This is a genomic window from Pseudarthrobacter sp. J47 (assembly GCF_049810315.1).
Classification (GTDB): Bacteria; Actinomycetota; Actinomycetes; order Actinomycetales; family Micrococcaceae; genus Arthrobacter.
This window is the reverse complement of record NZ_CP187358.1, coordinates 2,618,132-2,639,999: the sequence shown is the minus strand read 5'-3', so window position 1 is coordinate 2,639,999 and position 21,868 is coordinate 2,618,132. Positions and strand designations below refer to the sequence as shown.

At 65.4% G+C, this 21,868-nt stretch carries 23 protein-coding genes; 16 read left to right on the top strand and 7 right to left on the bottom strand.

Annotation, left to right across the window (positions count from 1 at the left end; all coding sequences use genetic code 11):
* Nucleotides 1-56: 56 nt before the first annotated feature.
* The 3 genes from ACPJW8_RS12075 to nucS all read right to left on the bottom strand — a co-directional run bounded on the left by ACPJW8_RS12075 (nt 57) and on the right by nucS (nt 2,510).
* On the bottom strand, nt 57-260 hold the full coding sequence (locus ACPJW8_RS12075; RefSeq protein ID WP_330187749.1) for a cold-shock protein: 204 nt from the start codon (nt 258-260) through the stop codon (nt 57-59).
* A 266-nt stretch (nt 261-526) separates the two neighbouring features.
* Nucleotides 527-1,783, bottom strand: a complete 1,257-nt coding sequence (locus ACPJW8_RS12070) for an N-acetylglucosamine-6-phosphate deacetylase (RefSeq protein WP_330187750.1) — start codon at nt 1,781-1,783, stop codon at nt 527-529.
* A 31-nt stretch (nt 1,784-1,814) separates the two neighbouring features.
* Complete coding sequence (gene nucS / locus ACPJW8_RS12065; protein ID WP_330187751.1) at nt 1,815-2,510, bottom strand: endonuclease NucS; 696 nt, start codon at nt 2,508-2,510, stop codon at nt 1,815-1,817.
* Between the two features lie 33 nt (nt 2,511-2,543).
* Between nucS and ACPJW8_RS12060 the strand changes: the two genes are divergently transcribed.
* Both ACPJW8_RS12060 and ACPJW8_RS12055 read left to right on the top strand, forming a co-directional pair.
* On the top strand, nt 2,544-2,861 hold the full coding sequence (locus tag ACPJW8_RS12060) for an ATP/GTP-binding protein (RefSeq protein WP_330187752.1): 318 nt from the start codon (nt 2,544-2,546) through the stop codon (nt 2,859-2,861).
* Nucleotides 2,862-2,907: 46 nt separating this feature from the next.
* Nucleotides 2,908-3,708 (top strand): alpha/beta hydrolase, encoded by an 801-nt coding sequence (locus ACPJW8_RS12055; protein ID WP_330187753.1) that lies wholly within the window; start codon nt 2,908-2,910, stop codon nt 3,706-3,708.
* Nucleotides 3,709-3,744: 36 nt separating this feature from the next.
* Here the strand turns inward: ACPJW8_RS12055 and ACPJW8_RS12050 are convergent, their stop codons facing one another.
* A complete protein-coding gene (locus ACPJW8_RS12050) occupies nt 3,745-5,094 on the bottom strand; it encodes an AI-2E family transporter (protein WP_330187754.1) in 1,350 nt (449 codons plus the stop codon).
* Between the two features lie 191 nt (nt 5,095-5,285).
* On the opposite strand from ACPJW8_RS12050, the gene ACPJW8_RS12045 reads away from it, so the two are divergent.
* From ACPJW8_RS12045 to ACPJW8_RS12010, 8 genes are all read left to right on the top strand, one after another.
* On the top strand, nt 5,286-7,040 hold the full coding sequence (locus tag ACPJW8_RS12045; RefSeq protein WP_330187755.1) for a hypothetical protein: 1,755 nt from the start codon (nt 5,286-5,288) through the stop codon (nt 7,038-7,040).
* Nucleotides 7,041-7,109: 69 nt separating this feature from the next.
* Nucleotides 7,110-8,099 (top strand): tetratricopeptide repeat protein, encoded by a 990-nt coding sequence (locus ACPJW8_RS12040; RefSeq protein WP_330187756.1) that lies wholly within the window; start codon nt 7,110-7,112, stop codon nt 8,097-8,099.
* A complete protein-coding gene (locus ACPJW8_RS12035; RefSeq protein ID WP_330187757.1) occupies nt 8,099-9,196 on the top strand; it encodes an NADH:flavin oxidoreductase/NADH oxidase in 1,098 nt (365 codons plus the stop codon). Before ACPJW8_RS12040 ends, ACPJW8_RS12035 begins: the two co-directional genes overlap by 1 nt.
* A gap of 82 nt (nt 9,197-9,278) precedes the next feature.
* Nucleotides 9,279-10,088: an ABC transporter ATP-binding protein gene (locus ACPJW8_RS12030; protein ID WP_330187758.1), complete on the top strand. Its 810-nt coding sequence runs from the start codon at nt 9,279-9,281 to the stop codon at nt 10,086-10,088.
* Nucleotides 10,070-11,641: a transporter gene (locus ACPJW8_RS12025; RefSeq protein ID WP_330187759.1), complete on the top strand. Its 1,572-nt coding sequence runs from the start codon at nt 10,070-10,072 to the stop codon at nt 11,639-11,641. Before ACPJW8_RS12030 ends, ACPJW8_RS12025 begins: the two co-directional genes overlap by 19 nt.
* A 34-nt stretch (nt 11,642-11,675) precedes the next feature.
* A complete protein-coding gene (gene nagB, locus ACPJW8_RS12020) occupies nt 11,676-12,458 on the top strand; it encodes a glucosamine-6-phosphate deaminase (RefSeq protein WP_330187760.1) in 783 nt (260 codons plus the stop codon).
* Nucleotides 12,459-12,472: 14 nt separating this feature from the next.
* Nucleotides 12,473-12,811 (top strand): DUF3039 domain-containing protein, encoded by a 339-nt coding sequence (locus tag ACPJW8_RS12015; protein ID WP_330187761.1) that lies wholly within the window; start codon nt 12,473-12,475, stop codon nt 12,809-12,811.
* Nucleotides 12,811-14,583 carry a DEAD/DEAH box helicase gene (locus ACPJW8_RS12010; protein WP_330187762.1) on the top strand — a complete coding sequence of 591 codons (1,773 nt, stop codon included), beginning with the start codon at nt 12,811-12,813 and terminating at the stop codon, nt 14,581-14,583. Before ACPJW8_RS12015 ends, ACPJW8_RS12010 begins: the two co-directional genes overlap by 1 nt.
* Before the next feature lie 37 nt (nt 14,584-14,620).
* Here ACPJW8_RS12010 and ACPJW8_RS12005 read toward each other — a convergent pair whose 3' ends face one another.
* Both ACPJW8_RS12005 and ACPJW8_RS12000 read right to left on the bottom strand, forming a co-directional pair.
* Entirely contained in the window at nt 14,621-15,262 is a 642-nt protein-coding gene (locus ACPJW8_RS12005) for an isochorismatase family protein (RefSeq protein ID WP_330187763.1), read from the bottom strand.
* Nucleotides 15,262-16,590 carry a nicotinate phosphoribosyltransferase gene (locus tag ACPJW8_RS12000; RefSeq protein WP_330187764.1) on the bottom strand — a complete coding sequence of 443 codons (1,329 nt, stop codon included), beginning with the start codon at nt 16,588-16,590 and terminating at the stop codon, nt 15,262-15,264. The genes ACPJW8_RS12005 and ACPJW8_RS12000 overlap by 1 nt, the downstream gene beginning before the upstream one ends.
* Nucleotides 16,591-16,738: 148 nt before the next feature.
* Here ACPJW8_RS12000 and clpS point away from each other — a divergent pair, with 148 nt between their 5' ends.
* The 6 genes from clpS (at nt 16,739) to rdgB (ending at nt 21,064) form a co-directional block, all read left to right on the top strand.
* Nucleotides 16,739-17,113: an ATP-dependent Clp protease adapter ClpS gene (clpS, locus tag ACPJW8_RS11995; protein ID WP_330187765.1), complete on the top strand. Its 375-nt coding sequence runs from the start codon at nt 16,739-16,741 to the stop codon at nt 17,111-17,113.
* Nucleotides 17,106-17,672: a DUF2017 domain-containing protein gene (locus ACPJW8_RS11990; protein WP_330187766.1), complete on the top strand. Its 567-nt coding sequence runs from the start codon at nt 17,106-17,108 to the stop codon at nt 17,670-17,672. Before clpS ends, ACPJW8_RS11990 begins: the two co-directional genes overlap by 8 nt.
* Before the next feature lie 124 nt (nt 17,673-17,796).
* Nucleotides 17,797-18,816: a glutamate racemase gene (murI, locus tag ACPJW8_RS11985; protein WP_425256341.1), complete on the top strand. Its 1,020-nt coding sequence runs from the start codon at nt 17,797-17,799 to the stop codon at nt 18,814-18,816.
* Nucleotides 18,813-19,610, top strand: coding sequence for an MBL fold metallo-hydrolase (locus ACPJW8_RS11980; RefSeq protein ID WP_330187767.1), 798 nt, complete (start codon nt 18,813-18,815; stop codon nt 19,608-19,610). The genes murI and ACPJW8_RS11980 overlap by 4 nt, the downstream gene beginning before the upstream one ends.
* 51 nt (nt 19,611-19,661) lie before the next feature.
* Complete coding sequence (gene rph, locus ACPJW8_RS11975; protein ID WP_330187768.1) at nt 19,662-20,420, top strand: ribonuclease PH; 759 nt, start codon at nt 19,662-19,664, stop codon at nt 20,418-20,420.
* On the top strand, nt 20,417-21,064 hold the full coding sequence (rdgB, locus tag ACPJW8_RS11970; protein WP_330187769.1) for an RdgB/HAM1 family non-canonical purine NTP pyrophosphatase: 648 nt from the start codon (nt 20,417-20,419) through the stop codon (nt 21,062-21,064). Before rph ends, rdgB begins: the two co-directional genes overlap by 4 nt.
* Here the strand turns inward: rdgB and ACPJW8_RS11965 are convergent.
* On the bottom strand, nt 21,061-21,834 hold the full coding sequence (locus tag ACPJW8_RS11965) for a DedA family protein (RefSeq protein WP_330187770.1): 774 nt from the start codon (nt 21,832-21,834) through the stop codon (nt 21,061-21,063). The two genes, rdgB and ACPJW8_RS11965, sit on opposite strands and share 4 nt — an antisense overlap.
* Nucleotides 21,835-21,868 lie beyond the last annotated feature (34 nt).

Below are 21,868 nucleotides of genomic sequence, written 5' to 3'. Positions count from 1 at the left end.
AAATACCGAGGATCATTTGGTGGTGGCCGCCGGCAAAGTGCCGGAAACCGCCGAGACTAGACGAGTGTTACGCCGGTAGCCTGCGGGCCCTTGGCGCCCTGACCGATTTCGAACTGAACCCGCTGGTTCTCGTCGAGGGTCTTGAAGCCACCCGTCTGGATTTCGGAGTAGTGAACGAAGACGTCTCCATCGGAGTCGTCCGGGGTGATGAAGCCGAAACCCTTTTCAGCGTTGAACCACTTGACGGTTCCCAGTGCCATTTATTTCTCCTCATTGTGGAACTCATTTCAGTCCAGCACACTGCGTGCTGTCCTGGTTACTCCGCGAGAAGAATCCTGACGTGCTGTCCCCAAAAAGGTTCCGGCGTTGCAGGAGCTTCGCGCTCGCAACATGTCTTGCGAGCATGAAAAACACCTACACAAAGACTGCTCTAAGAATTCCACGGCAGCTCCGTCTGGTCAACGGTTTTTAGGATCCACAGGGATAAATTTCACGTAAAAAACAGGTGAACCCCGTGGTCAACCGGCTATCGGGCGAATTCCGGGAGCCATTCGCCCTGCCTCAGGACACCGGCAAGCTGCAGATCCCCGTGGACCACCACGGCATCTGCCCGCAGTCCTCGCCTGAGTCCGCCCACTTCATCGGAACGTCCCAGGACGCCGGCAGGTACGGCCGTGGCGGAAAGGACGGCATCGGCCAGCGGAACCCCGGCCTGGACCGTCCGGCGGACCACATCCAGGAGCGTGGCGGTACCTCCGGCGATCGAGCCGGTGGCGTCGAGCGTGGCAACACCATTGGTGACCGTTACCGGTGACGGCCCCAGCATGTAGTTGCCGTCGGAAAGCCCGGCCGCCGCCATGGAATCTGTCACGAGGGCGATGTTGGCCGGTCCCACCAGCCCGAAAACGGTATTCACGGTCTCCGGTGCCAGATGCGTGCCGTCCGCGATGAGCTCCACCACAGCCTGCCCGGCGGCCGCCAGCCGGAGGCAGGCAGCAACGGGACCGGGCGAGCGGTGGTGCAGGGGCGGCATGCCGTTAAAAAGGTGCGTGACGGTGGGAACCTGGCTGGTGCCGTCAGAACCTGCTGCGGCGAGCCGGGTGCGTGCGGCGGCCAGCGACTCAGCCGACGTGGCGTCGTCGGAGTCCGTGTGCCCGAGGGAGGGGATGACTCGGTGCGACGTCAGCAGGTCAACGAGTTCGGCGGCGCCCGGCAGTTCCGGGGCGTAGGTCATGGTGGCCAGGTGGCCGTTGGCGGCTTCGAGGAGTTCAGCCACCAGGTCCAGGTCCGGGTCCAGGAGGTAGGCGGGGTTCTGGGCGCCGCAGCGGGCATGGGAGAGGAACGGTCCCTCCAGGTGGATGCCTGCAAGGAGGCCTTCGTCTGTGAGCCTACTGAAGAGTTCCACTCCACGAAGCAGCTCTTCACGGGAGGCTGTGACCATGCTGGCCAGCAGCGTGGTGGTGCCGCTGCGGTGCAGGAAGTCGATGGCTTTGCGGGCGGACGTTTCCTCACCGCCGGGGAAGTCGCCGCCGTTGCCGCCATGGCAGTGGATGTCGACCAGGCCGGGAAGTATGTGGCTGCCGTTGGGCAGGACTGTGGTTTCGACGTCGGCAAATCCGCTGCCGTCCGCAGCGAACTCCGCCCGCGGCCCGGCGTAGGCGATCCGGCCATTCTCCACGGCCAGCAGGGCATCTGGAACGGTTTGCCCGTCAGTGACGATGGTGCCCGCAAGGACAAAGCGGGAGGCAGCGGGCACGGCAAAGGGCGGCGGAATAGAGGTCATGGACTGATTCTAGGGCCCATGGGAGCAGACTTCAGAAGAGACGGGACTCTATGTCGTCCACGCCGCGCATGGCGTCATAGTCCAGCGTGATGCAGTCGATGCCACGGTCCGTGGCCAGTACCTTCGCCTGGGGTTTGATCTGCTGGGCAGCAAAAATGCCGCGGACCGGTGCCAGCAGCGGGTCCCTGTTCAGCAGTTCCAGGTACCGCGTGAGCTGTTCGACGCCGTCAATGTCACCCCGGCGTTTCAGTTCGATGGCAACGGTGGAGCCGTCCGCATCACGGGCCAGGATGTCCACGGGTCCGATCGCAGTGAAGTATTCGCGCCTGATCAGGGAGAACCCGGTGCCCAGGGTTTCGATCTGCTCCGCCAGCAGGCGCTGCAGGTCCGCCTCCACACCGTCCTTGATGAGGCCCGGGTCAACGCCGAGGTCGTGTGAGGAATCATGCAGCTGTTCATGGATGTTGATGATCAGGCGGTCGTCGGTCTTGGTGGATTGTACTGTCCACTGCTCCACCACGCCCGTTTCCAGCTCCACGTCCTGCGGACCGGCCACGCGCAGGGTGGCAGGCGGACTCATCCAGTTCAACGGCTTATAGGACCCGCCGTCGGAATGGACCAGGACGGAACCGTCGGCTTTGACCACCAGCAGCCGGGTGGCAAGCGGGAGGTGGGCCTTGAGGCGGCCGACGTAATCAACTGAGCAGCGGGCAATGACTAGACGCACGCGGACAAGACTACCGGGTTGTACGGTAGAGGAATGCCACGTTCGAACCGTCCCCGCCGCCCTGGCGTGCGCAGGGAGCCGCCGGTGCCAGAGATCGATCTTGAGCGTGCCAGGTCCGGAATTGCGCGGCGGGAAAGTGCTCCCGACGGCGATTGGATCGTCAGGACCATGACCGCGCGGAACGCCGAGAAAACCTACATCTGCCCCGGCTGCTCCCGGGAGGTGGCTCCCGGAACCGCCCACCTGGTGGTGTGGAAGGATGATCACCTCTTTGGCGGCGCAGTGGGCCTGGCAGAGCGCAGGCACTGGCATTCCAACTGCTGGCAGGGCCGCACGTACCGTTACCGCTGAACCCCCGGCGCATCCTGCCGGGCGGCACCCGGCTAAGCTGGTGGGCATGACTTTTGACCCGTCGTCGTACGTTTTCCAGCAGCCTTCAGGCCCCGCCCCGATCCGGGCCGCTTCTGTCCTGCCCGCCCGGCGGGAAAACATCGAACTTCGCACGGAGGACGGGCTCACGCTGGTGGGGGAGCTGGCCCTGCCCGAGAGCGGTCCTGTCACAGCAACGCTGATTACGCTCCACCCGTTGCCTACGCACGGCGGATTTATGGACTCCCACGTGTACCGCAAAGCCTCCTACCGCCTGCCCGCGCTGGCCGGAGTGGCAGTGCTGCGGTTCAACACCCGTGGTACTTCCTCTCCGCGCGGCACCAGCGAGGGCGAATTCCAGGACGGCAAGGGGGAGCGGTACGACGTCGAGGCCGCAGTTCAGTTTGCCGTTGACCGGAACCTGCCGAACCGCTGGCTGGTGGGCTGGAGCTTCGGCACGGAGCTGGCACTCATGTACGGCGCGGTTGAACCGGTCGCCTCACAGATTGAAGGTGCAGTGCTGCTGTCGCCGCCGCTGCATCGGGCCGGCGAGGAGGACCTTGCCGCCTGGGGTGCTTCAGGCAAGCCACTGACCGTGCTGGTGCCCGAGCATGATGACTACCTGCGGCCCGAAGAAGCAAAAGCCCGCTTCAGCAGGGTGCCGCAGGCCCGCATGGTGGGTGTGGACGGCGCCAAGCACCTGTGGGTGGGCGAAAAGTATGCCTCACGTGTCCTGAATGAAATCGTCGACGACGTCACGGATGCAGGTGCCGGAACGGCCGGACTGCCCCAGGAATGGGATGGACCCGTGGCTGCCGCCACCGCCTGAAACGGCAAGCCAGGACGGCAACCGCGGCCGGAGCCCTTAGTGGCTGTCCTGCCGGACGATGAAAACTTCCTTTACCAGCAGCAGGACGGCTGCCGCCGTGGGAATGGCGATCAGGGCACCGAGGATGCCGAGCAATGAACCACCTGCGATGACAGAGATAACAGCGACGGCGCCGGGAACAGCCACGGCCTTCTGCATGATGCGGGGCGAGATGAAATAGGCCTCGAATTGCAGGTACGCGAAGTAGCAGATGGCGTAGATGGCGGTGGTCTGCCAGCCGACGGTCAGCGAAATCAGGATGACCACGATTGCCGCGATCATGCCTCCGACGAGGGGGATGAAGGCCAGCAGTGCCACCACGAATGCCAGCAGCACAGCGAACGGGATGTCCAGGATGGACATCACAATGAAGGCAAAGGTGGCATTCAGTAAGGCAACGCACACCTGGCCGATGACGTAGTTGCCTACGGAGCTGGTGATCTGCTCGGAGAGCACTTCCACCCGGGGGCGGCGGGACCGCGGTGCCAGCCGGTATCCCCACCGCTTCATGGAAGGCAGCGCCGCCAGGAAATAAAGGCTCAGGACGAGCACAATAAGGGTTCCGAAGAGGCCGTTCGCCACGGTGGAGCCGAAGCCCACCACACCGCCGAAGATGCCGCTCATGGCCTCTGGATTATTGACGAATTTTTCCAGTTCCTCATTGATGCGGTCGCGGATGCCGAACTGGTCATCGGCGCTGCGGAAGAATTCGGAATTGATAAAGTCCCGGATCCAGATGGGAGCCTGTTCCACGACTTCCGTGACCTGGTCCACAATGGTGGGGATCAGGATGGCGATAAAACCGGCGACTGCCGCGGCCAGGACACCGACGGATACCAGGATGCCTGCCGGCCGGGGGATCCGCCGGCCTTCGAGCCAGCGGACCACAGGGTCCAGGCCAAGGGCTATGAACAGCGCTGTGACAATCCACAGCAGCAGCTGGGTGATGTTGCTGCCGATCCAGAAGAACAGGAGCGCGCAGCCAACTCCGACAGTACCCATAAAGCCGAAATACAGCGGGTGCTGGAAAGGACTGCGGGCAGCCGGATATGCGGCGGCGTTCTCCGGATCCTGATGGGGATCATCGCTGCCGGCCTCGCCGGCTGAAAGCTGGTCCGGCGGCATCTCAAAACGGCGGCGGGGTTGCGCACCGGGAAGCGGCTGCCGGAGCCGGTGTACCAGATTGCCAAAGGCTGCGGGCGGAAAGGGGCGTCGGGGGGCAGAAGGAACTACAGGAACCGGCTGTTCAGGCCGGCTGGCCGTGGGGCTGTCCGCAGCCCCGGCAGGGTAGTCCGAAGAGGAGTCGGCTTGCGGCTCCGCTGCGGGCGATTCCTGGTGTTCAGTCACTGGTTTTTGGTGCCCTTACCGTGCGTGGGACCGCTGCTGCGGACCGGTTGTGATGATCATCGCAAACACTATCAGCAGCCTTGTGAACGCCCGGATGCGGCGCTTGGAACAGCTTTCCCACGGCCCGGCTTTGAAACCCCAACTCAGGGATTAGTAATAAAACCGTTACCATTGAAGGTAAACCCCCGCTGATGATAGGTGATTCCTTGCGTTTCAAGACTGCAGTCGCACTCGTGCTGCTCGGCCTCCTGACTCTTTTGGCCGGTATCGGCCAAAAGACCATCTGGGCTCCTTCGGAGACCTTCACTGCTTCCGTTTCTGGCGAACAGGCTGCCGCGCCGCTCACCGTCATTGACCAGAAGCTCCGTACGCTCCATGGCGGAACGGTCAAGATCAATGTGAAGGGCGACGGCGAGTTCCTCCTTGCCGTCGGACGTCCGGGAGACGTGGACGCCTGGGTCGGCGGGACAAGCCACAACACTGTCAACGGAGTCTCCGAGGACCAGAAGTCGCTGCAGGTGGAGCACACCGAGGGTGATGCCACTTCTCCTTCGCCCGCCGGATCCGATCTCTGGGTATCCAGCGAAAATGCCAACGGACAGCTTGACTACACCTGGACGGCACCGGCCGACGGCGAATGGACACTGCTGCTGGCGAAGGACGGAACCGCCGCTGCGCCCACCGAGGTCTCCATGACGTTCCCTAACGACACTGCGACTCCCTGGGCCATTCCGTTGATCGTCATTGGCTCGCTGGTGCTGCTCGCGGGCCTGGCGCTCCTGGTGCTGGGGTTCTTCCGCGGCAAGGGCGGCAAGGACAAGGGCGCCAAGGGCGGCAAGGACCTGGGCGGCAGCAAGAAGGAGCCGTTCGTTGCCAACGCTCCCGCCGCTGCCACCGACGCCGGCAAGCCGGGCACTACTGACGCAAACAAGCCGGGAACGCTCCTGGGTATGGTCGCCGCCGCCGTGACGGCCGCCGTCGTGGTTGGCTCCGCTGCACCCGCACTCGCTGCCACACCGGCACCCACGGATACCGCCCCGCCTGCCGCCGAAGAGCCTGCCACAGCGCCTGTACTCCTTGAAGCACAGCTCCGCCGGATTCTGGAGCAGGTTGCCAGCGCTGTTGATGCCGGCGACGCCGCCAAGGATGCCAGCAAGCTGGAACCGCGCGTCGCGGCCACGGAGCTGGAGGTCCGCAGCCAGAACTACAAGATCAGCGCCTCAGTAGGCTCCTACGCGGCCCGGACGCCTGTACGGTCAACCAAGCTCCTCACCAGTTCCGTGACCGAGCTGCCGGAATGGCCGCGCACCGTCCTCGCAGTCACCCAGGGCGACGGCAATGCCGTCCCGCAGCTGCTGACGCTGGTCCAGGAATCGCCCCGCGAGAACTACAAGCTGACCAAGACAACCCTCCTCCAGCCGGGCGTTACGCTGCCCACACTGGACCGCGACGGCGCCCAGACCCTGGCGCCGGCAGACAAGACAGGCCTGCTCTACAGCGGCGAGGAAGCCCTCGCCGGCCTGGCGGACCGCCTGACTACCGCGGAGTCGTCCTTCAAGGACAAACTGCTGGACGGCGCCGCGTCGCCGTATATCGCGGACACGCTGAGCTACCAGAACGAGGTTGTCGCCTCCGGCACCAACGGCACATTCGCCTTCACGCACAAGGTTGATCCCGGGAGCACCTCGGTGTTCCGCACTGACGACGGCGGAGCCCTGGTGCTCGGCCGGCTCACCTTTGGCTTTGACGGCACGCCCAAGGCTGCGGGCGACAAGCTCACCATCGGCGAGGATGCTGGCGCCCTCGCCGGCGGCACCGAAACCACCACGGGCTTTGCGTTGAACTTTGCCGAGTCCGTGGCCGTTTACGTGCCCCCGGCGGGATCAACGGATCCCATGCAGCTTGTTGCCGCAAACCGCGGCCTGGTAGGGGCAACCTTCAAGTAGGCCCAAGCACCGCAGTGCTGCACGGCCCCAGTGGCGCCGGCAGGGCATGGAGTGGCTAAAGTGGAAGGCATGAGTTCGCCTGCCTCCCGTCCAGTCCCGCCCGCCGGCGCCAGCCAGCTTAACCTTCGTGGCGCCGTCGACCTTTCGTCCCTGAAGCAGCGCCCGGCCGCGCCGCCCGCGGCACCCGCTCAGCCAGTCGGGGAAGGATCCGGCGCGGATCCTGCTGCTGCCGGCACCGCGGGGCCGCTGCGCGTCCAGGTCACCGAACAGAATTTCCAGGACCTGGTGGAGCTCAGCGCCCAGGTGCCGGTTGTTTTCATCCTGTGGTCCGCCGCGTCACCGGAGTCCGGCAGCCTGCGGGACAGCCTTGGCAGCATTATTGACAGCTACGCCGGCAGCCTGGTGCTCGGAACCGCGGATATTGATGCCTTCCCGCAGCTGGCACAGGCCTTCCAGGTCCAGTCGGTACCCACCGCTGTTGCAGTGCTGAAAGGCCAGCCCGTTCCGCTGTTCCAGGGAGCGGCGGATGAAACCCAGATCCGGAGCCTCCTTGAGGAGTTGCTCAAGGTAGCCGCCGCCAACGGGGTCACCGGAAACGTGGGCGGGGGAGCACCGGATAACGGGGAACCCGCGCCGCTTCCCCCGCTGCACCAGGAAGCCTACGATGCCATCGAGGCCGGCGATTATGCAGCCGCGGCAGCCGCTTACCGCAAGGCCCTGCGTGAGGCCCCGGCGGACAGCCTCGCCAAGGAAGGCCTGGCCCAGGTTGAACTGATGGGCAGGCTGCAGGAGCTCTCTGCCGAAGACAGCGAAGCCCTGCGTTCCAAGGCTGCTGATGAACCTGACAACCTGGATGCACAGCTGGGGGTGGCAGACCTCGACATTGCCGGCGGCCACGTTGAAGACGGACTCAACAGGGTGGTGAGCTTCATCGGCCGCAACTACGGGCCCGAGCGTGAAGCGGCCAGGGTCAGGCTGCTGGAGCTTTTCGACGTTGTGGGAGTATCCGATCCCCGCGTGATGGCCGCCCGCCAGGCTTTGGCCAGGGTCCTCTTCTAGTGACTGATCCGCTCCTGTTCACGCCGCTGGCACTGCGGTCCCTGGAGTTGGCGCACCGTGGATGGGTCTCTCCGATGTGCCAGTACAGCTGCGATCCGGATGTCGCCGAAGGCGTCCCCACCGACTGGCACCTGGTCCACCTGGGATCGTTCGCCGTGGGCGGCGCAGCCTTGATCCTGACTGAAGCCGCAGCAGTGAACCCTGAGGGACGGATCAGCCCGCGGGATGCAGGTATCTATAACCATGAGCAGGTGCGTGCCTGGCGCCGGATCACGGATTTCGTCCACAACAACACCAATGCCAGGATCGGCGTCCAGTTGGCCCATGCCGGCCGCAAGGCGTCCACGTACTGGCCGTTCTCCGGCAGGAACGGAAGCGTCGGTATTGACGACGGCGGCTGGGAGACCGTGGGCCCCTCACCTCTGGCGTTTGACGGCTATGCGGCGCCACGGCAGATGACCGAAGCGGACATCCTCGCCGTTATTGAGGACTTTAGGGCAGCCGCTGTGCGCGCCGTGGAAGCCGGCTTCGACACCGTGGAGATCCATGGTGCCCACGGCTACCTCCTGCACCAGTTCCAAAGCCCGCTCATCAACCAGCGCCAGGATGCCTGGGGCGGGGACGAGGATCGGCGTGCCAGGCTGATGCTGGCGGTGGTGGACGCCGTCCGTGAGGCCATCCCCGGCGACATGCCGCTTCTGCTCCGGATCTCAGCCACTGACTGGGCCGACGGCGGCGTGGACCTTGACGCGTCCGTCCGCCTGGCTGCCCGGATGGCCCAACGTGGCGTGGACCTGATCGACGTTTCCAGCGGCGGCGCCGTGGCCCACCAGAGCATACGGCCGGGGCCGGGCTACCAGACCGCGTTCGCCGCCCGGATCAGGAAGGAAGCCGGCATTCCCACCGGAACCGTGGGCATGATCACCACGGCCGAACAGGCTGAGCACGTCCTGGTCAGCGGCCAGGCCGACGCCGTCTTCCTGGCCCGCGCGGCACTGCGGGACCCGCACTGGTGGCTTCGCGCCGGCGTCGAACTCGGTTTCAGGCAGGACTGGCTGCCCCAGTACCAGCGGGCTTACCCGCGGGGCGCCTTCTAGGCCTGTCCTGCGCCCGTACGCCTTTTGCGCTACTCCTTCCGGAGGATTCATCCAGACGATGGAGCGGACTAGGCTGGGCTTTATGACTGCTGAATATCCGGTACCGGACCATCTGACCCTGCCGCCGGACGGCGGCGCCGTGCCCGCCCTCGCCATCCGCGGACTGGCCAAGCGCTTCGGTGAAAAGATCGCGGTCAACGGCATCAGCCTTGACGTCCCGGCCGGCTCCTTCTTCGGTGTTGTGGGCCCCAACGGCGCAGGCAAGACCACCACTTTGTCCATGGCCACGGGCCTGCTTCGCCCGGACCTCGGAACTGCGGCAGTGCATGGCGTTGACGTGTGGGCCCGTCCGCTGGAGGCAAAGAACCTCCTGGGGATCCTGCCCGACGGCGTGCGGCTTTTCGACAGGCTCACCGGCGAACAGCTGGTCACGTATGCCGGGCTGCTGCACGGGATGGACAAGGATACTGTGGCGGCCCGGGTTGCTGACCTCCTGGCTGCGATGGACCTGGTGAAGGATGCCGGCACCCTGGTGGTTGATTACTCCGCCGGTATGACCAAGAAGATTGCCTTGGCTTCGGCCCTGATCCATGCGCCGCGCGTCCTGGTCCTTGACGAGCCCTTCGAATCCGTTGACCCGGTGTCTGCCGCGAATATCCGCTCCATCCTTGACGGCTATGTGGCATCAGGCGGAACGGTCATTGTCTCCAGCCACGTGATGGACCTGGTGCAGCGGATGTGCGACCGCGTGGCAGTTGTGGCAGGCGGAAGACTCCTTGCCGCCGGCACGGTTGACGAGGTCCGGGCCGGCGAAAGCCTGGAAGAACGGTTTGTGCAGCTGGTTGGCGGCCGTCACACCACGGAGGGGCTGGAATGGTTGCGCACCTCCTAAGGCTGAAGCTGACCCTCCTGCGCAACGGCCTCCGACGGAGCCCATGGCAGCTGGTCGGGCTGATTATCGGCGGCCTCTACGCCCTGGGCATGGTGACCATGCTGATCATCGGGCTCTTCCTCCTTCCGCAGGCCGGGATTCCCGTGGCGCACACCGTGATCGTGCTCGGTGGTGCCGCAGCAGTCCTGGGGTGGGCCCTGCTTCCGGTGGTGCTTTCTGCAGCCGATCTCACCCTGGACCCTTCGCGGTTTACCACCTACGCCATTCCCATGCCCCGGATGCTGGCCGGACTTGCCCTTGGGGGCCTGATCGGCATTCCCGGGACAACCACCGCACTGGTGTCCCTGGGAACGGTGGCCACCTGGTCCCAGGGAATCCTGCCGGCTCTCGGTGCGCTGGCCGGAGCCGTGCTGGGAACGATGACCTGCATCGTTATTGCCAGGGTCACCACCAGCGCCACCGCCGGGCTGGCGTCCTCCCGGAAATTCAAGGACGCCAGCGGGGTCATCGCCTTTATCCCGTTGATGCTCCTGGGGCCCATCATGGCCGGTATTGCCCAGGGGATCAGCAACTCTGCGGGCTTCTTGACCGTCCTGGCGCAGGGTGTCTCCTGGACGCCTTTCGGCGCGGCCTGGTCGTTAGGTGGAGACCTGGCGGCCGGCAATGGCGGCGCCGCAATGCTCAAGCTGGTACTGGCCTGCGCATACCTCGCCCTGCTGGTCTGGGCGTGGAAGATCCTGCTGGCCAGGGCCTTGGTGAATCCCGCCTACTCGGGCGGATCCACCAAGCGCGGGCGGAAGCTGGGCTTCTTCGCGCTGACTCCGTCCACGCCGGCCGGTGCCGTAACTGCCCGCGCCCTGACGTACTGGTTCAGGGACCCCAGGTACGGCGGTTCGCTCGTGGTGATTCCACTGCTGGCCGTGGTGCTGTTCTTCCAGTCGGCGCAGAACGGCGATGCAGGCAGCCTGGTGGTCATGGGGCCACTCACCGCGTTCCTGATGGCATGGTCCATCTCCGCTGACATCTCCTATGACAACACAGCGTTTGCCCTGCACCTTTCCACAGGGGTGAGCGGCCGGGCTGACAGATTGGGACGCGCCCTGGCCTGCCTGGTGCTGTCCGTGCCCCTGGTGCTGTTCTTCACGGTGCTGCCCTTCGCCATCAGCGGCGACTGGACCTGGCTGCCCGGCGTTCTTGGCCTGTCCATTGGCGTACTCCTGACCGGGCTGGGGCTTTCCTCGGTGGTTTCGGCCCGCTACAACGTGGCCGTGCCGCTGCCCGGAGACAGCCCCTTCAAGAAGCCGCCGGGAAACACCGCGCAGACCATGCTGGTGCAGTTCGGCGGAATGCTGCTCCTGGTCCTGTTGGCCGCTCCGGAGATCGGACTGATCATTACGCAAAGCGTCACCGGAAATGCCGTGTTCGGATGGATCAATCTGGTTGTGGGGCCGATACTTGGACTGGCGCTCTTTGCCGCCGGTGTCAGGATCGGTGGCCGCTGGCTGGATGCCCGTGGCCCCGAGATGCTGGCCCAGCTCAGTGTGAACCGCTGAGCTTATCGTCAACAGCACGGAAGGAACGTGAACGGTGGAGGTTGTCATCCTGCCCGGCAGCAAACAGATCGGGCGGCTTGCCGCTGATGCCATCGAGGCGCTCATCCGCCGCAAGCCCAATGCCGTGCTGGGGCTGGCAACGGGATCCTCGCCGCTGCCCATCTACGACGAACTGGCGCTGCGACACGAACGGGACGGGCTGGACTTCAGCCAGGCCCACGGATTCGCGCTGGACGAATACGTGGGCCTGCCGCCCGGGCACCCGGAGTCCTACCGCGAAGTGATCCGCCGGGAGTTCACCAACCGCGTCAATATCGCGCCGGAGAATGTCCACGGCCCCGACGGCACGGCTGCGGACATCCCGGCGGCCTGCCAGGCCTATGAGGACGCCATCAGGGAACTCGGGGGCGTGGACCTGCAGATCCTGGGCGTGGGGACGGACGGGCACATCGGATTCAACGAGCCCGGATCGTCGCTGGCGTCACGCACCCGCATCAAGACGCTGATCGAACAGACCCGCCGCGACAACGCACGGTTCTTCAACAGCATTGCCGAGGTTCCACACCACGTGGTCACCCAGGGCCTGGGAACCATCATGGATGCGAGGCATGTGGTCCTGGTTGCCACGGGCGCCCAGAAGGCACAGGCTGTCCGGGACTTCGTGGAAGGGCCTGTGGCAGCGATCTGTGCGGCCTCGATCCTGCAACTGCACCCGCACGCCACCATTCTGATCGACGAGGCAGCGGCGTCATCGCTGCGGCTGGCGGACTACTACCGGCACACGTATGACAACAAGCCCGACTGGCAGGGGCTCTAAGCCGAGCGGCTAAGATGGAAGGCATGACCAGCATGACGGACCCTCTTGAAAATGACCCCATGCGCGAGCTTTCCGGAGCCGGCACGTCCACGGCAACCATCGAGCGCGAGGAACTGCGCCAGGAAGTAGAGCCGGGAGACCGCGAACGCTTCTCGCACTACGTCCGCAAGGAAAAGATCATGGAATCGGCCATGACCGGAGATCCCGTGATCGCTCTGTGCGGCAAAGTCTGGACCCCGGGCCGGGATCCAAAAAAGTTCCCCGTCTGCCCGGAATGCAAGGAAGTCTATGACGGCCTTCGCCCCGGCAAGGACGGCGGCAGCGGTTCAGGAGATTCGGGCAACAAGAACTAGTGGCGGACACTCTCTTTGGCGGTCCCGCGCTTCCCCCGGCGTATCCGGAACGGGCAGCGTGGGGCACCGCCCAGAAACTGCGTGCCTGGCAGCAGGAAGCGCTTGACCTCTACTTCAGCCGTAATGCCCGGGACTTCCTGGCCGTAGCTACCCCCGGAGCCGGTAAAACCACCTTTGCGCTCCGGGTAGCCTCCATGCTCCTGGAAGCCGGAACTGTCAACCGGGTCACAATCGTGGCACCCACTGACCACCTCAAGCGGCAGTGGGCTGACGCGGCTGCCAGGGTGGGTATCGCCATTGATCCCAACTTCAAGAATGCCGACGGCCAGCACGGCCGCGGCTTCATCGGCGTCGCGCTGACGTATGCCCAGGTAGCCAGCAAGCCGTTGCTGCACAGGGCCAAGACGGAGGCAGCCCGCACCCTGGTGATCCTTGATGAGATCCACCACGGCGGCGAGGCCCTCTCCTGGGGCGACGGGCTCCGCGAGGCTTTTGATCCCGCCATCCGTCGGCTCGCGCTGACGGGTACGCCCTTCCGGTCGGACACCTCGCCCATTCCCTTTGTGGACTATGTGGAGGACCGGGACGGCATCCGGCGGTCCAAGGCCGATTACACCTACGGCTACGGAAACGCCCTGCGGGACCACGTGGTCCGCCCGGTGATGTTTATGGCCTACTCGGGCCAGATGCGGTGGCGCACCAGTGCCGGCGAGGAAATGGCGGCGTCACTGGGCGAGGCCGCGGTGACCAAGGACATCACCTCCCAGGCCTGGCGAACCGCCCTTAACCCCACCGGCGAGTGGATCCCTGCCGTGCTGGCCGGCGCGGACAAGAGGCTGAGCGAAGTGCGCCGGAGTGTTCCGGATGCCGGTGGCCTGGTGATCGCCACGGACCATGAAGACGCCCGCGCCTACGCCGGGCAGCTGAAGCGCATCACGGGCGAGTCACCCACGGTGATCCTCTCCGACGACGCCAAGGCTTCCAGCAAGATCGAGGAGTTCACTGCCAGCGACAAACGCTGGATGGTGGCGGTCCGCATGGTGTCAGAAGGCGTTGACGTGCCGCGGCTATCCGTGGGCGTGTACGCCACGTCCACCTCCACGCCGTTGTTCTTCGCCCAGGCGGTGGGCCGTTTTGTGCGTGCCCGCAAGCGCGGTGAAACGGCGTCGGTATTCCTGCCATCGGTTCCGCAGCTTATGGCCCTGGCCAACTCCATGGAGGCCGAACGCGACCATGCGCTGGACCGGCCGGAGAAGGACGACGACGGCCTCTTCACCCCCGAGGATTCGTTGATGGCCGAGGCCAACAGCGAGGACAAGGCCTCGGACTCGCTGACCAAGGGCAAGTTCGAAGCCCTGGATTCGCAGGCCTCCTTCGACCGCGTCCTGTTCGACGGCGGCGAGTTCGGCACCGGGGGAGAGGTGGGTTCCGAAGAGGAGCTGGACTTCCTGGGCATCCCGGGCCTGCTGGACGCAGAGCAGGTGGGCACGCTCCTGCGCCAGCGCCAGCACGAACAGCTCAACCGACGCAAGGGCAAGGCTCCTGCCCAGGAGCCTGCAGCCGCCATCCCGGATCACCGCATGCTGATGGACCTGCGCAACGAGCTGGCGAAGAACGTTGCCGCCTGGTCTGCCCGCACGGGAACTCCCCATGGCGTGGTGCACACCAAGTTGCGGACCATCTGTGGTGGACCGCCGGTGGCCCAGGCGAACGAAGAACAGCTGCAGAAGCGGCTGCGCAAGCTCCAGGACTGGTTTATCGGCCGGAGCTAAGGGTCTGCCGCAGGCAGTGCGGGCGTCGAACGCGGCGTCAGGCGAGTTCGACGCCGCCCAGTTCCATCTCGGCGAAGGCATCGGAAGGGTCCTCGGCGATGCTGGCAGTGAGATGGCGCACCACCGTGACCCCATACCCGGCTTGTACGGCATCCAACGCCGTAGACATCACGCAGTAATCAGTGGCCAGCCCCACCACCACAACATCCTCGACGTCGTGGCTCTGCAGCCAGTCATCCAGGCCGATTGCGTCCTCGAGGTCTTCTGCCGATACCGAGGCTGCCGAGGATGCGGACAACGTGCCCGCGGGCCGCTCGCCTGCCGGCACGGCATCTTCCGGAGCCAGGAGTCCTTCAAAGCCGGAGTAGGCGGCCGTGTACTGGCCCTTGCGGAAATACGCCTGGATGTACTCGGTATCGAGGTCCGGGTGAAGGTCCGCGCCCCTGGTGCCCGCGACGCAGTGCGGGGGCCAGCTGTCCACGTAGTCGGGCGCGTCCGAGAAATGCGCTCCGGGATCGATGTGCCAGTCCTGGGTGGCCACGATGTGGTCGAACTCCGACTGATGGCGGTCCAGGTACTCGCTGATGGCTCCCGCCACCGCGGCACCGCCGGACACCGGCAGGGTGCCGCCCTCACAGAAGTCATTCTGGACATCGACGATGATCAGTGCCCTGGACATCAGTCCTCCTCATAGATGGTGGGGATGGCGGCTTCACCGCGCTGCAGCCGGTTGACGACCGCAGGCAGTTCCCGCATGGATTCCGCGTGGCGGCGGCGCGCCCGGTCCACGCCCTCCGGCCCGGTCCAGCCCGGCAGGAGTTCGCCGTTCTTCACAAACTGCTGCAGGAGGGGCCTGTCGTTGCCGTCGTTGTCCGGGTGCTGGCCGATTCCCACGATCTCGTGGGTGGCCACGCCACGTTCGTTCAGCCGGCGCAGTGCGTACTTGCGTCCGCCCACGCTTGCCTTGTTCTTGGCGGCCTTGGCCACCGAAACGAAAGTGCCGGCGTCGTCCTCTCGGCTCACCAGCTTGTAGACCATGCTGGCGGTGGGTGCACCGGAACCGGTGACCAGGGACGTGCCCACACCGTAGGCATCAACCGGGGCCGACTGCAGGGCCGCGATGGCGAACTCGTCCAGGTCCGAGGTGACCATAATCTTGGTGTTCTCGTTGCCCAGGCTGTCCAGCAGCTGGCGCACCCACTGGGCCTGCGCGACGAGGTCTCCGGAGTCCAGGCGCACTGCGCCAAGTTTGTCACCGGCGAGTTCGACGGCGGTCCGCACGGCTGTCTCGACGTCGTAGGTGTCCACCAGCAGAGAAGTGCCGGCGCCCATGGAGGCAATCTGTGCCTCGAAGGCATCGCGCTCCGTGTCATGCAGGAGCGTAAAGGAGTGTGCCGCGGTCCCGACCGTCTTGAGGCCGTACCGGAAGCCGGCCTCCAGGTTGGAGGTGCTGCCGAAGCCGGCGATGACTGCGGCCCGGGCGGCAGCGACGGCCGATTCCTCGTGCGTCCGGCGCGAACCCATCTCGATGCAGGGCCTGTTGCCGGCCGCGCTGATCATCCTGGAGGCAGCTGATGCGATGGCGCTGTCGTGGTTCAGCACCGAGAGGATGAAGGTTTCAAGGATGCACGCCTCGGCAAAGGTCGATTCGACGATCAGGATGGGCGAGTTGGGGAAATACGCCTCGCCCTCCGGGTAGCCCCAGATGTCTCCCGAGAACCGGAAGTCAGCGAGGAAATCCAGGGTCTGCCTGTTGACCACATTGGTGGACGCCAGGAAATCGAGCTCAGCCTTGCCGAACCGGAAATGCGCCAGGCCTTCGAGCAGGCGCCCGGTGCCGCCCACAATCCCGTAACGGCGGCCGTCCGGAAGGCGGCGCGCGAAGGCCTCAAAAACCGACCTGCGGTGGGCGGCACCGGAATGGAGCGCCGCCTGCAGCATGGTCAGCTCGTAGTGGTCGGTATACAGGGACGTGCGTGGGTGGTCCCAGCCGGCTGTTGTACTCACAAATTCACTCTAGTCCCCACCGGCTCCCACGTCTCGCTGCGCTCGACGCGGGGCCCTCGCCGGTGTGGGCCCACCACCGGTCGGGCGTCTCGCTGCGCTCAAGGCGCAGCCAGCTTGGCCAGGCCCGGCGTCGCCATAGAATGGACAGATGACCTTAAGCGTTGCGCTCGACCCTGAAACAGAGGAGGGCACCCGGACCAGGGCTGAGGAATCCACCTCTTCCCTCACGGCCCCGGACATTCCCTGGAACCTGGTGATCTGGAATGATCCCGTGAACCTGATGAGTTACGTGAGCTACGTCTTCCAGAGTTACTTCGGGTACCCGGAAGGAAAGGCCAACAAGCTCATGATGGAGGTCCACAAGAAGGGCCGCTCCGTTGTAGCCAATGGCAGCAAGGAACAAGTGGAACAGCACGCCGTTGCCATGCACGGTTTTGGCCTGTGGGCCACGGTGGAGAAGGCCGGCGGCGGCTCCGGCAAAGGCAAAGGCAACTCCGGCACAGGCAAAGGGAACCGTGGCTAAGGCTTTCAAATACGGGGTCAAGGGAATTACGGGCTTCCTGGAACCTGCAGAACGTGAACTGGTCCGCGGCCTGATCGCCGACGTCATCTCCATGCTGGAGCCGGAAGAGGAAGCGCACCAGGATCCGCTGGCGGCGCTGATCGGGCTGGACATGGACGTCCGGGAACCCACCGACCCGGCCCTGCGCCGCCTGCTTCCGAACGTCAGCAGGGACGACGATGACGCTTCGCTGGAATTCCGCCAGCTGACGGAGCGCTCCCTGCGCGAGACAAAGATCGGCGCGCTCAAGGCTGCGGCCCTGGACCTGGACAAGGACGAAATCCTGCTCAGCGATACAGCGGCGCGGCACTGGTCAATGGCGCTCAATGACATCCGCCTGGTACTGGCCGAGCGACTGGACATCCGGGACGAGGAAGACGCCGGCCACGTCCACTCGATGCAGGACTGGTCCCAGGCCGAGGACGTCGGCAGCTACCTGGCGCTGGTGTACAACTTCACCACGTGGCTGCAGGAATCGCTGGTGCAGGCCATGCTCCAGTCCCTGGATACGCCGCGCTGACCCCGCACGCCCGGGCAGCTGCCTCCCGGCAGTGTGACAAATGAGACAGAACCAGCGGCGCAATGTGATGGCCGCACCCGCCGGGAAGACCTATCCTCGAATAACAATGACTACAGCCTCGAATATGGATCCAGCAGCCCAGGCAGCAGGCCAGGCCGACTCCGCGTCCAGCCGCAGCTCCGGCGGACGTATGGCCTCCCGTCCCATCGGTGTGTTCGATTCCGGGGTGGGCGGGCTGACGGTGGCGAGGTCCATCATCGACCAGCTGCCGCACGAATCCATCCTCTACGTGGGCGACACCGCCCACGGCCCGTACGGTCCCCTGCCCATAGCGGAAGTCCGGGCCAACGCCCTGGGCGTGATGGACGAACTTGTGGACTCGGGCGTAAAGCTGCTCACCATTGCCTGCAATTCGGCGTCGGCGGCTGTTTTGCGGGACGCCCGGGAGCGCTACACGGCGCAGTACGGCATCCCGGTAATCGAGGTGATCCAGCCGGCGGTGCGGCGGGCTGTTGCTGCCACCAGGCGGGGCCGTGTAGGCGTGATTGGGACCTCGGCAACCGTGGGATCCCGGGCCTATGAAGATACCTTCGCCGCGGCCCCGGACCTCCAGATCACCTCCGTGGCGTGCCCTGAATTCGTCAGCTACGTTGAGGCCGGAATCACCACCGGACCGGAACTGCTAGCCGTGGCCCAGGAATACCTGGCCCCGCTCAAGGACGCCGGTGTGGACACCGTGGTCCTGGGGTGCACGCACTACCCGCTGCTCACCGGCGTCATTTCCTACGTTATGGGCGAGGACGTCACGCTGGTCTCCAGCGCGGAGGAAACCGCCAAGGACGTCTACCGCGCCCTGGTCAACAACGGACTCCAGCGCAGCGATCCGGAACCGCCGGAACACCACTTCATCGCCACGGGGGACGCCGGACAATTCGAGGCACTGGCCCGGCGCTTCCTGGGCCCGGAGGTGCTGTCCGTGCAGCATGTGGACCACGTTGCCGCCCAGTACCCCACCGGCAGCCTGGCAAGGATCACTCCGGAGATGATCGCCGCGGCACAAGAGGCAACCGCCCGACGTCGTACGTCCAACTTCGTGGGCAACTCCAGGATGGCCGCGGGCCAGGGCGGGGGACCACGGCTGTGAAACTCACCATTGTGGGCTGTACGGGATCGTTCCCCGGCCCCGGTTCACCGGCGTCGTGCTATCTGCTGACTGCCACGGACGGCGAGCGCACCTGGAAAATTGTGCTGGACCTGGGCAGCGGGGCCTTGGGCGCGATCCAGCGTTACACGGACCTTGAAGACATCGACGCCATCCTGCTGACCCACCTGCATCCTGACCACTGCATGGACCTGTGCGGGCTCCATGTGGCCGTCCGCTGGAAGCCGGGCGGCTGGGGTGCAGGGCGCATTCCCGTGTGGGGGCCGGCAGCCACCGCCGACCGTATGGCCACTGCGTATGGACTGGACCTGGATCCCGGCATGCACGATGAATTCGACTTCACCAACTGGGCCGAACGCAAGCCCATTGTGGTGGGTCCCTTCACCGTGACGCCCTATGCGGTGAACCACCCGGTCGAGGAAGCCTATGCACTGCGGGTGGAGGTCACCGAGCCCGGCAAGGACGGCATTCCCGTCTCGAGGATCCTCACCTATTCCGGCGATACCGATTCCTGCCAGGGACTCGAAGACGCTGCTCGGGGAGCAGACCTGTTCCTTTGCGAGGCGGCTTTCGAGGAAGGCCGCGACGATGCCGTCAAGGACGTGCACCTGACAGGGAAGCGTGCGGCTGAGGCCGCCACCGCGGCCGGCGCAAAGCGGCTCCTCCTGACACACCTTCCAGTCTGGACATCCCAGACCACCATCATGGCCGAGGCCCGGCCGGCCTTTGCCGGAGACGTGGCAATAGCGGTGGCGGGGGTCCACTACACCGTCTGACGCCGCTGCAACCGGCACCGGACAGCGCCCCGGCATGGATATGCTGGAGCCATGACTTCTGAAGCAACAACCGCCCCTGTGGCGCGCGCCGACGGCCGTACCCCGGACCAGCTCCGCCCCATCAGCATCACCCGCGGCTGGTCCAAGCAGGCCGAAGGATCCGCACTGATCGAATTCGGCAATACCCGTGTTCTGTGCACCGCGTCCCTGACCGCAGGCGTGCCGCGCTGGCTCAAGGGCGAAGGCCGCGGCTGGGTCACGGCCGAATATGCAATGCTCCCGCGCGCCACGAACACCCGCTCGGACCGCGAGTCCGTCAAGGGCAAGATCGGCGGCCGCACACACGAGATCTCCCGGCTGATCGGCCGTTCGCTGCGTTCCATCATCGATACCAAGGCTTTGGGCGAGAACACCATCGTCCTGGACTGTGACGTCCTGCAGGCCGACGGCGGCACCCGCACCGCAGCGATCACCGGCGCCTATGTGGCGCTCGCCGACGCCATCCGGTTCGCCCGCGACAACAAGCTCATCTCCAGGAACGCCCAGCCGCTGGTGGACACCATCGCCGCTGTGTCCGTCGGAATCATCGACGGCGTACCCATGCTGGACCTGCCCTACGTTGAGGACGTCCGCGCTGAGACGGACATGAACGTGGTGGTGACGGGTTCGGGGAAGTTCGTGGAGGTCCAGGGAACCGCCGAAGGTGCACCGTTCGACCGCGACGAACTCAACCAGCTCCTGGACCTGGCCCTGCTGGGCACCAGCCAGCTTGCCGCCATCCAGCGCGAGACGCTCGCGGACTCGCTGTGACAGGCACGGGTCCGCGGCTGGTCCTGGCCACCCACAACCAGGGCAAGCTCCGCGAGTTGCGTGAGCTCCTGCGCGGGCAGGTTCCCGGGCTCGACGTCGACACCCAGGTGGTTGATGCAGCCGCGGCGGGTGCCCCGGACGTCGTCGAGACAGGTGTGACGTTTGCGGAGAACTCACTGCTGAAAGCGCGGGCTGTTGCCGCAGCCACGGGACTGCCGGCCATTGCCGACGATTCCGGCCTGGCCGTTGACGTGCTGGGCGGAGCGCCGGGAATCTTCTCGGCCCGCTGGTCCGGCCGCCACGGCGATGACGAGGCCAACCTGCAGCTCCTGCTGGCGCAGCTGGCCGACGTTCCCGATGCCCACCGGCAGGCGGCGTTTGTCTGCGCCGCTGCGCTCGCCGTGCCGGGCACGGAGGCCGACGGCGGTGGAAGGGAAGTGGTGGAATACGGCCAGCTGGAAGGCACCCTGCTGCGCGAACCACGCGGGGAGGGAGGCTTCGGTTACGATCCCATCCTGCAGCCCGCTGGTGAATCACGCAGTTGCGCTGAGCTCAGCGCAGGGGAAAAGAACGCCATCAGCCACCGGGGCAAGGCGTTCCGCGCCCTGCTGCCGGCCATCGCGGAGGTCCTCGCGGGAGACTAGATGTCCCGCGGGGTCTTGTGCTCCTCTTCGGGCCGGTGCTCTTCGATGAACTCGTCCACTGCATCGGTTCCGTAGGCCTGGGCCTGGCGCTTGGCGGACATACCGCGCAGGACCTCAACGCCGATCGGCATGACGGAGATCAGGACGATCACGATGAAGATGATGTCGATGTTGTCTCCGACCCAGGCGAACTGGCCCAGCCAGGCGCCCAGCAGTGTCACGCCCCCTCCCCAGAGCAGGGCTCCGATGACGTTGTAGAGGAAGAACTTTTTCTTATCCATCTGCGCGACGCCGACGATCACCGGCACGAACGTGCGGATGATTGGCACAAACCGGGCCAGGATCAGGGCCTTGCCGCCGTGCTTCTCGAAGAAGGCATGGGCGCTTTCCACGTTTTCGCGCTTGAACAGCCGGGAATCGGGCTTGTTGAAGATTGCGGGCCCGGCCTTTGAGCCAATGAGGTAACCGGTCTGGTTGCCCAGGATGGCTGCGATGATGATCAGCCCGCACATGGCCCACAGGTTGAACTGGATGGCGCCGGTGGAAACCAGCAGGCCGGCCGTGAACAGCATGGAGTCGCCGGGGAGGAAGAACCCCACCAACAGGCCGGTCTCGGCGAAAACGATGGCGCAGACCAGCAGGACAACCCACGGGCCCAGAGGCGAATCGCGGAGGAAAACATCCGGGTTCAGCCAGTCCGGAAGGAACGAGGCCATCTGCGGCTGGACGGGTCCGGCACCACCGATCATGGCTACGGCAAGGTCAGTCATCACAGGAAAGTTCACCTTCCTAGGGTACTTGACA